General features: G+C 61.2%; 12 protein-coding genes. 6 read left to right on the top strand and 6 right to left on the bottom strand.

What is annotated here, in order from left to right; genetic code table 11:
- The first annotated feature begins 9 nt into the window (after positions 1-9).
- Together HSS18214_RS0103375 and HSS18214_RS0103370 are read left to right on the top strand one after the other, a co-directional pair.
- Positions 10-825 (top strand): amidohydrolase, encoded by an 816-nt coding sequence (locus HSS18214_RS0103375; protein WP_016913895.1) that lies wholly within the window; start codon positions 10-12, stop codon positions 823-825.
- Positions 825-1,529 carry a pseudouridine synthase gene (locus tag HSS18214_RS0103370; protein ID WP_016913894.1) on the top strand — a complete coding sequence of 235 codons (705 nt, stop codon included), beginning with the start codon at positions 825-827 and terminating at the stop codon, positions 1,527-1,529. Before HSS18214_RS0103375 ends, HSS18214_RS0103370 begins: the two co-directional genes overlap by 1 nt.
- 154 nt (positions 1,530-1,683) lie before the next feature.
- On the opposite strand, the gene HSS18214_RS0103360 is transcribed toward HSS18214_RS0103370, so the two are convergent.
- Genes HSS18214_RS0103360 through gloB form a run of 6 tightly spaced genes read right to left on the bottom strand, consistent with a single transcriptional unit; the run spans position 1,684 to position 9,415 of the window.
- Complete coding sequence (locus tag HSS18214_RS0103360) at positions 1,684-3,276, bottom strand: ABC transporter ATP-binding protein (protein ID WP_026001691.1); 1,593 nt, start codon at positions 3,274-3,276, stop codon at positions 1,684-1,686.
- On the bottom strand, positions 3,269-4,342 hold the full coding sequence (locus HSS18214_RS0103355) for an ABC transporter permease (RefSeq protein WP_016913892.1): 1,074 nt from the start codon (positions 4,340-4,342) through the stop codon (positions 3,269-3,271). The genes HSS18214_RS0103360 and HSS18214_RS0103355 overlap by 8 nt, the downstream gene beginning before the upstream one ends.
- Before the next feature lies 1 nt (position 4,343).
- Positions 4,344-5,417: a microcin C ABC transporter permease YejB gene (locus tag HSS18214_RS0103350; RefSeq protein ID WP_026001690.1), complete on the bottom strand. Its 1,074-nt coding sequence runs from the start codon at positions 5,415-5,417 to the stop codon at positions 4,344-4,346.
- A gap of 53 nt (positions 5,418-5,470) precedes the next feature.
- Positions 5,471-7,339 (bottom strand): extracellular solute-binding protein, encoded by a 1,869-nt coding sequence (locus HSS18214_RS0103345; protein WP_016913890.1) that lies wholly within the window; start codon positions 7,337-7,339, stop codon positions 5,471-5,473.
- 52 nt (positions 7,340-7,391) lie between these two features.
- Positions 7,392-8,618, bottom strand: coding sequence for a transglycosylase SLT domain-containing protein (locus tag HSS18214_RS0103340; protein ID WP_016913889.1), 1,227 nt, complete (start codon positions 8,616-8,618; stop codon positions 7,392-7,394).
- 29 nt (positions 8,619-8,647) lie between these two features.
- Positions 8,648-9,415, bottom strand: coding sequence for a hydroxyacylglutathione hydrolase (gene gloB / locus HSS18214_RS0103335; RefSeq protein ID WP_026001689.1), 768 nt, complete (start codon positions 9,413-9,415; stop codon positions 8,648-8,650).
- A gap of 108 nt (positions 9,416-9,523) precedes the next feature.
- On the opposite strand from gloB, the gene HSS18214_RS0103330 reads away from it, so the two are divergent.
- Genes HSS18214_RS0103330 through nudC form a run of 4 tightly spaced genes read left to right on the top strand, consistent with a single transcriptional unit; the run spans position 9,524 to position 12,290 of the window.
- Entirely contained in the window at positions 9,524-10,312 is a 789-nt protein-coding gene (locus tag HSS18214_RS0103330) for a class I SAM-dependent methyltransferase (protein ID WP_016913887.1), read from the top strand.
- Complete coding sequence (gene rnhA, locus HSS18214_RS0103325) at positions 10,305-10,787, top strand: ribonuclease HI (RefSeq protein WP_016913886.1); 483 nt, start codon at positions 10,305-10,307, stop codon at positions 10,785-10,787. The genes HSS18214_RS0103330 and rnhA overlap by 8 nt, the downstream gene beginning before the upstream one ends.
- Positions 10,775-11,524 carry a DNA polymerase III subunit epsilon gene (gene dnaQ / locus HSS18214_RS0103320; protein ID WP_016913885.1) on the top strand — a complete coding sequence of 250 codons (750 nt, stop codon included), beginning with the start codon at positions 10,775-10,777 and terminating at the stop codon, positions 11,522-11,524. Before rnhA ends, dnaQ begins: the two co-directional genes overlap by 13 nt.
- A complete protein-coding gene (nudC, locus tag HSS18214_RS0103315; RefSeq protein ID WP_016913884.1) occupies positions 11,517-12,290 on the top strand; it encodes an NAD(+) diphosphatase in 774 nt (257 codons plus the stop codon). Before dnaQ ends, nudC begins: the two co-directional genes overlap by 8 nt.
- Position 12,291: the final 1 nt, after the last annotated feature.

Below are 12,291 nucleotides of genomic sequence, written 5' to 3'. Positions count from 1 at the left end.
AGGCATGGCATGAGCCAACTGAAAACCAGCCTGGTGCAGTGCGACTTGCGCTGGGAAGACCCCCACGCCAACCACACGCATTTGGCCAAACTGCTGGGCGATCTGGATAGCCGGGACACGGACTTGATCGTGCTGCCCGAAATGTTCGCCACCGGCTTTACCATGAACTCTCGCGAGATGGCCCAGCCCATGGCCGAGAGCCAGAGCGTGGCCTGGCTGCAAGCGCAGGCGCAGGCCAGGGGCTGTGTGATGACCGGCAGCGTGGCCATCGTGGAGGATGGCCACTACTACAATCGCATGGTGTGGGCGACGCCCGACGGCGAACTGCGCTACTACGATAAGCGCCACCTGTTCCGCATGGCGGGAGAGCATGAGCGATACGGCATGGGGGCGGCGCGGCAGATCGTCGAACTCAAGGGATTCAAGCTGCAGCTCAGCGTTTGCTACGACCTGCGGTTTCCGGTGTGGATGCGCCAGCAGCCAGCAGAAGGCGAGCATTTCGAGTATGATGCCGTGCTGTGCGTGGCTAACTGGCCCGCCCCGCGTCGCCATCCGTGGCGCACGCTGCTGCAAGCTCGCGCGGTGGAAAACCTCGCCTACGTGATAGGCGTCAATCGCGTGGGCGAAGACGCCAAGGGGCTGGCCTATAGCGGCGACTCCATGCTGGTCGATTTCAAGGGCGAACCGCTCATCGACCATCCTGCCCATACCGCGTTCATCGACACCGGAACGCTCGACAAGACGGAACTGGATGCCTTTCGTGACAAATTTCCTGCCTGGCAAGATGCCGATCGCTTTTCGCTGCTGCCAGGAGTGGGCCAATAATGCGCCTTGATCGTTTTTTGAGTGAAACCTCTGCGCTGACCCGCAGCCTCGCCAAGCGCGCCTTGAAAAATGGCGAAGTGACGCTGAATGGAGAGCCCATCAAGCAAGCCGCTACCCATATCGACACGGCCCAGGACGAAGTGCGTCTGAATGGCGAGCGTCTCGAGCTGGTGGGGCTGCGCTATATCATGCTGCACAAGCCCAGGGACGTGGAGTGCACCGCACGCCGGGGGCTGTATCCGCGGGTCATCGATATCATCGATGAGCCCAAGGTAGAACGCCTTCAGCCGGTAGGGCGCCTGGATGTGGACACCACCGGACTGCTGCTATTGACCGATGACGGGCAGTGGTCGCACCGGGTGACCTCGCCGCGCCACCGCTGTGCCAAGGTGTATCTCGCCGAGCTGGCCGAGCCCATGGAAGGTGAAGCGGCTCAGCAAGCGGTCGAGCGCGTGGCCGAAGGCCTGCTGCTGGAAGGTGAAGAGACTCCCACCCAGCCAGCCACGCTGCGTTTCATTACCCCGCAGCAGGCGGAGCTGACCATTACCGAAGGCCGCTACCATCAGGTAAAGCGGATGTTTGCTGCCTTGGGCAACCACGTCGAAACGCTCCATCGGCACTCGATCGGTAGCCTCGCGCTGCCCGATGATTTGGCACCGGGCGAGTGGCGGGCGCTGACTCAGGAAGAGATCGACAGCTTTTAAACGAATCAGATTTATACCGTTATCTTGTTTAATCTGAAAATGTGCACCCGGCTTTGGATGTTTTCAGGCGCTGGCGGAGAGGCTCGGGTCGAGCGCTATCCGCCAGCGATGGCTTTTGCCTGAAATGCCCTTGGTGATCAGCTTTTCAGCCTGCTCACGAAAGGTGAGCGGCACTCAAAAGCGCTTGGGTATACGGGTGACGAGGGTTGGCCAGCACGTCAAGACAATCCCCCTGTTCGACCACCTCGCCATCTTTCAACACCATGATGCGGTGTGCCATGGCACGGACGACGGCCAAGTCGTGGCTGATGAACAGATAGCTGAGCTGCCGTCTGGCCTGCAGTTCTCGCAGCAGCGTGACCAGCTGCTTTTGCACGGTGCGGTCCAGGGCAGAGGTGGGTTCGTCGAGGACCAGCAGCTCGGGCTCCAGTATGATGGCTCGAGCCACGGCAATACGCTGGCGTTGGCCACCTGAAAACTCGTGGGGGTAGCGGTCGGCACAGCTTTCGGGCAGGCCGACTTCCTTCAGGGTCTGGCGGACGCGTTCGCGGACCTCGTGGTCGCTCAGGCGCGGAAAGTGAAAGCGCAACCCTTCGCTGACGATGTCGAACACGGGCATGCGCGGAGAAAGCGCGCCGTAGGGGTCCTGAAACACCATCTGCAGCCGATGGCGCTGGCGCCGCAGGGCGTCTCCCGTCAGCTCGCTCAGCCGTGCATCGCCCAGGCTGACATCTCCCTCGCTGGCCACCAGCCGCATGATGGCCGAGGCCAGCGTGGTCTTGCCCGACCCGGACTCGCCCACGATGCCCAGGGTTTCACCGGGCGCTATGTGCAGGTCGGTGGTTTTCAGCGCTTCGAAAGCCGGGGGCTGGCGCTGGAACAGCCGCGTCTTGGGTCGTTTGAAGCTGACGCGCAGCTGGCGGGCGCTTAGCAGGGCAGCGCTGCTGAGCGGCGCTGCAGGTCGGCCCTCCGGCTCGGCGGCGATAAGTGCTCGGGTGTAGTCGCTTTGCGGGTTGGCGAAGACCTGTGCGACGGGCCCGGTTTCTTCTACCTTGCCGCGATACATCACGCAGACACGATCGGCATGGCGACGCACCAGGTTGAGGTCGTGGCTGATCAGCAGCAGCCCCATGCCGTGGTGATCGCGTAGCTCCTTGAGTAGCGCCAGAATTTCCTGCTGTACCGTGACGTCCAGCGCTGTGGTGGGTTCGTCGGCAATCAACAGTGCGGGGTTGTTGGCGATGGCCATGGCGATCATGACGCGCTGGCGCTGGCCTCCCGAGAGCTGGTGAGGCCAGGCGTCCAGCAGCTCGTCGGGGCGGGGCATTTGGACCTGCTCCAGCAGCGTACGCGCCCGCTGCCTGGCGGCTTGTCCGCTCAACCCCTGATGCAGGCGCAGGGTTTCCCCTATTTGCTTGCCAATGCGATGCAGCGGGTTGAGCGATGTCATCGGCTCCTGAAAAATAAACCCGACGCGGTTGCCCCGCAGCGTGTTCCAGTCCCGCTCACGCAGCTGGCTCAGGTCACGGCCTTCCAGCAGGCGTTGGCCAACGACCTGGGCATTGCTGGGCAGCAAGCCAATGGCGCCCAGCGCGGAGACCGACTTGCCCGAGCCAGACTCTCCGACGATGGCCAGGGTTTCCCCCGCATTCAGCGACAGCGACAGTTTGTCGACCACCACCTGGCCATCGAACGCCACGCTGAAGTCGTTCAGGTGCAGCAGAGGGGCAGAGCTAAGTTCAGACATGGGCGGCTTCCCCGGCAGCATTGGCGCCTTGCTTGACGTGGCGAGGGTCGAAGGCATCCCGCAGGCCTTCACCGATGAATACCAGCAGTGACAACATGATGGCCAGCGTCATGAAGGCCGTGATACCGAGCCAGGGCGCATGCAGGTTGTTCTTGCCCTGTGCCGCCAGTTCACCCAACGAGGGGGCGCCTGGGGGCAAGCCGAAGCCCAGAAAGTCGAGTGCCGTCAAGGTGCCGATGGCGCCGGTAAAGATGAACGGAATGAATGTAAGCGTGGCCACCATGGCGTTGGGCAGGACATGGCGCCACATGATGAGTCGGGAAGGAAGCCCCATGGCCTTGGCAGCCCGCACGTACTCCAGGTTGCGGGCGCGCAGGAATTCGGCGCGCACGATATCCACCAGGCCCAGCCAGGAAAACAGCAGCATGATGCCCAGTAGCCACCAGAAGCCCGGCTGCACGAAGCTGGCCAGAATGATCAGTAGGAACAGCACCGGCAGCCCGGACCATATTTCCGTGAAACGCTGGCCGATGAGATCCACCTTGCCGCCGAAATAGCCCTGCAGGCCACCGGCAATGACCCCGATGACCAGCGAGCCTGCGGTCAACACCAGCGCGAAGGCCACCGAGAGACGAAAGCCGTAAATCACCCGGGCCATGACATCGCGCCCTTGATCATCGGTGCCCAGCCAGTGGCGCCCATCGGGTGGGGCCGGGGAAGGACGGCTCATCTGCATATCGAGGGTTTGATACGAAAAGGGGATGATGGGCCAGAGCGCCCAGCCATGGTCATTGATCTGCTGTTGGATGAACGGATCGAGATAGTCGGTTCGGGTGGGCAAAAAGCCGCCGAACTCGGTTTCCGGATAGTCGATCAGCAAGGGAACGTACCACTGGCCGTCGAACTGCATCACGATGGGTTTGTCGTTGGCGATCAGCTCCGCGAACAGGCTGATGATGAACAGTACGCCAAACAGCCACAGCGAGACGCGTGCCCGCCGGTTGGCCTTGAACGCCGCCCAGCGTCGCCGGGTAATTGGGGAAAGGCGGGAGGAGATGGCGCGCATATCAGGACTCCCTGGAGGCGAAATCGATACGTGGGTCGACCCACACGTAGGTCAGGTCGGAGATCAGCTTGAGCACCAGCCCGATGACGGTATACAGGAACAGGGTGCCGAAGATGACCGGGTAGTCGCGTTGCATGACGGCCTCGAAACCCAGCAGCCCCAAGCCATCCAGCGAGAAAATCACCTCGATGAGCAGCGCACCGGTAAAGAATATGCCGATCATCGCCGAGGGTAAGCCGGCAATGATGATCAGCATGGCGTTACGGAACACGTGGCCATACAGGATACGCTGCTCGTCGGCGCCCTTGGCGCGCGCTGTCAACACATACTGCTTGTGGATTTCATCCAGGAAGCTGTTCTTGGTCAGCATGGTGAGCGTGGCGAAACTGCCGATGGCGGCGGCCAGTACCGGTAGCGTGATATGCCAGAAGTAGTCCTTGATCTTGCCCCAGGTGGAGAGGTCGGCAAAATCGGGGGAAGTGAGGCCTCTCAGTGGGAACCAGTCCAGATACGAGCCCCCTGCAAACAGCACGATCAGCAGGATGGCGAACAGAAAGCCGGGGATGGCGTAGCCGACGATGACCAGCCCTGAGCTCCACACGTCGAATCGAGAACCGTGGTGCAGCGCCTTGCGAATGCCCAGCGGAATCGAAATCAGGTAGACCAGCAGGGTGGTCCACAGGCCCAGCGAGATGGAGACCGGCAAGCGCTCGATCATCAGCTCGATCACCGGGCGGTCGCGAAAGAAGCTGGTGCCAAAATCGAAGGTCAGATAGTCCACCATCATGCCGATGAAGCGCTCATGGGCGGGTTTGTCGAACCCGAACTGCTGCTCCAACTGTTCGATGAAGCGTGGGTCGATACCGCGGGCGCCACGGGAGTCGTCACTGACCTGAATGTCGGCACCGCCCATGTCCAGGCGCGTACTGGCCATGGCGTCGGCCCCTTCGAAACGGGCCAGCATCTGGTCGATAGGCCCTCCCGGCGCTGCCTGAACGATCACGAAGTTCAGCAGCATGATGCCGAACAGTGTCGGGATCATCAGTAGCAGTCGGCGAAGTGTGTAGCGTGCCACGGTGCACCCCATGAAATGAGAGTTGAGCCATTGTCTTGTTCTGCGTTCAGCGATTAACGGCGTCGGTTGCGCCGCTCCAGCGCCGCTTCACGCTCACTGTCGACCCACCAGGCATCCAGGTCCATGGCGTAGGCCGGTGCCGGATCGGGGTAGCCAAACTTGTCCCACACGGCAATCCGGGTTTCTCCCGAGTGGTAGTGGGGAATCACATAGAACCCCCAGCGCAGCACACGGTCCAGCGCGTGGGTAATGGTATCGAGGGTTGCTCGATCCTCGGCGCGAATCAGCTGTTCCACCAGCGAGTCCACGGCCGGATGCGCCAGAGCCATGCGGTTACGGCTCTGTGGCGACTCGGCGGCCGCGCTGGTCCAGTAGTCGCGCTGCTCGTTGCCGGGGTTGTTGGACTGGGGGAAGTGGCTGATGACCATGTCGTAATCGTAGCTGCGCACGCGGTTCAGGTACTGGTTGATATCGACGATGCGCATGGAGGTCTGGATACCCAGGCGCGCCATGTTACGCAGCATGGGCTGTACCACCCGTTCCATGCCGGAGTCGTACATCAATACTTCCAGGCTAAGCGGACGCCCCGTCTGCTCGTTGACCAACACGCCATCTTCCACCACGTATCCGGCGTCTTCCAACAGCGTCAGTGCACGCCGGAGCCGTTCGCGCAGCTCGGTGGGGTGCTCGATGGGCAGCGGGTCGGTAAACAGCCGCTCGGATCGGTGCGACGCCAGCAGCTCGTCACGGAAGGGCTCCAGCAGCGCCAGCTCTTCTTCGGTAGGCAGGCCGACGGCTTCCATTTCGGAGTTTTGAAAGAAGCTCTCGGTGCGGTAGTACGTATCGTAAAAGATATTGGTGTTTAGCCACGGGAAATCGAAGGTGAGGCTCAGCGCTTCGCGTACCCGTGGGTCCTGGAATTTCTCGCGCCGCAGGTTGAACACGAAGGCCTGCATCATCGAGGGATTGACGTCGGGCACGGTAATCCGTTTGACCTGCCCCTGGCGATAGGCCGGAAAGTCGTAGCCAATCGCCCAGGTGGCGGCGCGGGCATCGATACGAAAATCGGTCAGGCCCGCCTTGAAAGCCTCCCAAGCGATATCACGATCCCGATAGTACTCGTAGGTGATGCGGTCGATGTTATAGCGCCCGACATTGACGGGGAGATCCTTGCCCCAGTAATTATCGTCGCGCTGGTAGACGATACGGCGGCCAGGGTCGACCTCGCTGATGCGATAGGGGCCAGAGCCCGGATGGGCCGCCAGGGTGGGGGCGGTAAAGTCACGGGGTTCCCAATAGTGGCGCGGCAGGATCGGCATCTGCGCGACGATCAACGGCAGCTCGCGGGACTGAGTGTCGTTGAATTCAAAACGTACCTGATGTTCGCTGAGCGCCGTGACCTTTTCTACCCCGGCATAGTAGCTGGCGTAAAAAGGGTTGCCCTGTTCGCGCAGCAGGTCAAAGGTGAAGACTACGTCGTAAGCGGTGACCGGCTCCCCATCCTGAAAGCGTGCCTGCTCGTGCAGATCGAACTCGATCCACTCACGCTCAGGGTCCAGGCGCACGCCACGGGCCAGCAGGCCATACAGGCTGAACGGCTCGTTGGGGTTGCTCTCCATCAGCGTGTCGTAAATTTGTGAGATGCCGGTGGCGGGAGTGCCGCGAATGATGAAAGGGTTGGTGGAGTCGAAACTGCCGCCCACGGCGGTATGGGTGATGGAACCGCCCTTGGGTGCCTGGGGGTTGACGTGGGGGAAGTAGGCAAAGTCTTCGGGCAGCTCAGGGCTATCATAAAGCGATAGCCCATGCACCGTGGGGACGGGGGCACTGCCCTCGTCTGGCGGTGAGGCCCATAACGTGGCACTCAGCAATAGGCCACCGACCAGTAGAACTGCTTTCGACAACAACTCACCGCGTGGCATTGGTAACGTCCTGTAGTGGCAAAACCGGGGTGGTCACGGGGTTCAGGCCGCCCTAGCCACCCGATAATGAGAGCAGCTGACCGGGCTGTAGGGCTTCCGGGCGATCCAGCCCATTCCACCTGATTAAATCTTGCTGATCAAGCTTATAGCGTGCGGCAATTGTGGAAAGATTGTCGCCCCGTTCAACGCGGTGTACCGAAGGGGAGTCTGCTGCCACGTAGCTGCCGCTGGATTGTGATAGCTGTGCCAGCACCTGGGTGTCCACTTCCTCGGGTACCAGCAGCGTTTGTGCGCTGTTGGGGTCGATGCTGCCGTTCAACAGGCCCGGGTTCAGCTCGGCTAGCGCCGACTGGCTGACATCCAGCATGCGAGAGGCCTGTGCCAGGCTGACGGGCTGTTCCAGCTGTACCTTGGCAAAGGCCGGTTCCGCGTGAATGTCAGGCAAGCTGACACCATAGCGTTCGGGGTTGTCGATGATAGTGGCAATGGCCTTCAGTTTGGGAACGTACTGCATGGTTTCGTTGGGCAGCGCCAGATCCCAGTAGTGGCCTGCCAGGCCCTGGTTCTGGGCCTGCTGGCGTGCGCGATTGACCGTGCCTGCGCCTGCGTTGTAAGCCGCCAGAGAGAGCATCAGGTCGCCTTCGTACCACTCGTCGGCCTGCATTTCCAGGTAATTGAGCGCGGCGTCGGTGGACGTCACCACGTCCAGGCGACCATCGTACTGGCCGTTGCGTACCAGGCCCAGTGCATCACCGGTGCCGGGCATGAACTGCCATAACCCGGCGGCGCCCATATGGCTGCGGGCGCTGGGGTCGAAGGAGCTTTCGACGAAGGGGATCAGGGCAATTTCACCGGGCAGGCCTCGTTCGGATACCTGCTGGGCAATCCAGGCAAGCCAGGGCGTGGCACGCTCGGTGATCGAGGCGATATTCTGGGGGCTGGCGCTGTAGAATTGAATCCACTCGTCTACCCGGGCCTGGGCATCGGCAGGCAGGTGCTTCTCCTGCCACTGAAAACTCGAGCGCAGGATGCTCCAGGCGTCCTGGGGCTGCAGTTCGAGGGCTTCCCAGAAGTGGTGCTGAAACGCAGAGGGTCGGGCCGTCAAGGCATCTTCGGCATTATCCAGCGCAGAGGAGGCGTCGTCGCTGCTGGCGTGGGAGCCCCACTGAGGGTCCGTGGCAGAGGCTTGAGTATTCGCGGCGGCGGCCAAAAAAAGGCCCATAATAACCGTACTGCCGGCGCTCAATAACAAGCGCTGGCGAAGCGTTCGATAAGTCATAGTGTATTCGTTTCTGTTCGATAGCGTTCTTAAAAACGGTTCTTCCACTCGCGCAGAGTGGTGAACGTAGCGAGTTCGTCGTCATTTGCCCCTTGCATGCCAGCGGCCAAGCGCACGCTTTCGGTGCCGACACGCAGGTAAGGGTTGATCGTCAGCTCGCGTCCTATCGTGCTGGGTAAGGTGGGCCTGCCTAGCGCCCTGGCCTTCTCGCACTCCTGTTGTGCGCGTGTTACAGCATCGTTGTCAGGATCCGCAGCACGTGCAAAGCTCAGATTTGCCTGAGTATATTCATGCGCTGCAAAGACCAGTGTTTCCTGGGGGAGTTCCGCAAGACGACGCAGTGAGTTCAGCATTTGCTCCGGCGTGCCTTCGAAAAGACGGCCGCAGCCAGCATGAAACAGCGTGTCGCCACAGAACAGAAGGGCGGGAATACCCGGTGTAAAGTAGCTGATATGATCCAGCGTATGGCCGGGGGTCTCCATCACTTCGAAGGCGCGACCCAATACTCTTACCTGATCGCCCTCGCCGACACGCTGGTCGATACCTTGAATGTCCGGGTTATGGGGACCAATCACCAAGGGGGCGTAGCGCTCTTTCAGTGTCGCCAGCCCGCCGGTATGGTCATGATGATGATGCGTGATCAAAATCGAATCGAGGGTCAGGGATTCTCGCTCGAGGAAATCGATCACGGGGGGCGCTTCACCGGGGTCCACCACGCAAACGCCTTGACTGTTATCTTGTCTTATCAGCCAAATATAGTTGTCGCTTAAGGCGGGTATCGGTGTCACGCTCATCATGGGCGAGATCCCTCGGAGTTTGTCAGACCTGCTCGAAAATTGCCGTGCGCCGCATCATGTGGCAGCGCGCCCTTCAAAAGCCCAATACTGTGGAGGCAAGAGTCGTTCATGTCAAATTCGCCGGATGTCACACGACTTGCCCGCTCTCTGGCTCAGGCCCGCGCCTATTGGCAAACGGATGCCGGGCGTTCGCTGTGGGAAGCCCAGCGCGCCTGCCTGGGGCCGGTGGTAGAAGGTCGAAAAGGTGGGCACAGCCTGGAGATGGGGATGGCCCCGCCATTGATGACCATGTCCAGTATTGCCCATCAGGTGGTCTGGGCGCCGAACAGAGAGAGCGCAGAGGGTGAGTCCACCCTGATTTGCCCCCCGGAACAGCTGGCGCTCCCGGACCGCTGTCTGGACGTCATGGCGATTCATCACTGGCTCGAATATTTGCCGGATGCGCACCATACGCTGCAGGAAGCCGCCCGTGTGACCGCAGACAACGGTGTACTGGTGCTGTTTGGCTTCAACCCGGTAGGCCTCAACGGGATCAGTCGCCGGTGGCGCAAGGCCGAATATCCGTGGCAAGGCCAGTGGCGCACGGTGAACCGCCTGCGGGACTGGCTCGCGTTTGTCGATTTCGAGGTGGAGCGCGTAGACTACTGCTGTTTTCGTGGCCCCATGAGCACCACTTGCCGCGAACGCTGGGAGCGGCTGGGCCGACGCCACAACATGCCGCTGGGTGAGAGTTACATGATTCAGGCGCAGCGTCGGCAGCGTCATGCCCCCATCCAGCGCGTCAAGTTTGGTTTGCGTACGCCGGTTTCGTCGTCTCTTGGCGTCACACGCACTAGCACAGCCGCCCGGCTACCCGCTGGAAAACGACGTATAGAAAAGGATAGTGAGCGTGAGTAACCAAGCAGCCAGTGAGCTGCCCCGTGTCACGGTGTATACCGATGGGGCGTGTCGTGGCAATCCTGGCCCCGGCGGATGGGGAGTGCTGTTGGTCAGCGGTACCCATGAGAAGACCTTGAAAGGCTTCGAGGCGAATACCACCAACAATCGCATGGAGTTGATGGCGGCCATCATGGCGCTGCGCACGCTCAACAAGCCCTGTGAAGTGGCGTTGTGGACCGATTCACAGTACGTCCGCCAGGGCATTACCCAGTGGATTCACAACTGGATGAAACGCGGCTGGAAAACCGCTTCCAAACAGCCAGTGAAGAATGCCGAGCTTTGGAAATCACTGCACGAAGAGACCCAGCGCCATCGTGTCGAGTGGCACTGGGTCAAAGGGCATAGTGGCCACCCCGGTAACGAGCGCGCCGACGCCCTGGCCAACGAAGCCATCGATGAGCATCAGAGGAGCAAGACCCCATGCGCCAGGTAATTCTGGATACTGAAACGACAGGTATCGACCCCAAGGATGGCCACCGTCTGGTAGAAATCGGCGCCGTCGAGATGGTCAATCGGCGGTTCACCGGGCGCACCTACCACCAATACATCAACCCCGAGCGTCATATCGATGCCGAGGTGGTGGCCGTCCACGGCATCGATGATGCCAAAGTAGCCAACGAGCCGGTATTTGCTCAGATTGCCGACGATTTTTGGGCCTTCATCGAAGGGGCCGAGCTGGTCATTCATAACGCACCGTTCGACGTGGGCTTCATCGACCACGAGCTGAACATGCTCAACAAGCGGCGCAAGTCGCCGGTATTGGGGCCGGTCAGGGAGCACTGCCGTATCCTCGATACGCTGGTCATGGCCCGCGAAATGCACCCGGGCCAACGCAACAATCTGGATGCGCTCTGCAAGCGGTATGACATCGATAATGGCCACCGGGTGCTTCATGGGGCCTTGCTGGATGCGGAAATTCTGGCCGATGTCTACCTGGCGATGACCGGTGGGCAAACGGCGTTGACCCTGGATGCCGAAAGTGGCAATGACCAGCGTAAAGAGCGCCAGGCCAACGAAGGGCTGTCGGTGCAGCGGCTGACGCTGGCGCCAGGCCAGCTCCGGGTGATCCGCCCCAGTGCAGAAGAGCAGGCTGCCCATCAGGCAAAGTGCGAGGCGCATCAGCTGCGCTGGCTGTCGGCAAGCGGTGAGAGTGGTACGGCCGATGCTTAGACGTGAAATTCCGCACCATGCGCGTGAAGGCCGAGTGATTCGCGTCGCGCGCAGCCATATAGCACCGGCACCGCTGGTGGGTGAGCTGTCTCCGCTTCAGCCCCATCAGCCCTGGGACGAGCACATGCAGCCCCTGTGCTACTGGCATGATGAGCCCGTGGCCTTGCAGGTCGAAAGTGCGCCGGGGGATGGCTGGATAGAGGGGCGCCAGTGGCTATCAGAACTGCCAGCCTCATGGTTTAGCCTGCTGGCCACGGCCTTGCAGGTCGGTGCCTGGCTGGAAAACCACCGTTTTTGCAGCCGCTGCGGTGAGCGAGCCTCCAGGCTGGAAGCCGAATTCGCCATGCACTGCTATGCGTGCGGGCATCGCAACTACCCGCGAATTTCACCCTGTATCATCACGCTGGTGACCCGGGGGGAAGCCATGCTGCTGGCCCGCAGCCCGCGCTTTCCGCCCGGGCGCTACTCTACCCTGGCAGGGTTCATCGAGCCGGGTGAATCAGCAGAGGAGGCGGTGCACCGGGAAGTGTTCGAAGAGGTGGGGGTGCATGTGGATCAACTGCGCTATCACCACAGCCAGGCATGGCCTTTCCCGCATTCGCTGATGCTGGGCTATTTTGCGCAAGCGACCACTCAACGGATCATGATCGACGGGGTCGAAATCAGCGATGCTGCCTGGTTTTCGCCGCGGCAGCTGCCTGCGCTGCCGCCGCCTTACTCTATTTCACGGGACCTGATCGAAACGCACCTGGCCCGCTGGCGCTGAG

Origin of the sequence: Vreelandella stevensii S18214, assembly GCF_000275725.1 — a bacterium.
GTDB lineage: Bacteria > Pseudomonadota > Gammaproteobacteria > Pseudomonadales > Halomonadaceae > Vreelandella > Vreelandella stevensii.
The sequence above is the reverse complement of the archived record's forward strand: the minus strand, read 5'-3'. Positions and strand labels throughout refer to the sequence as shown.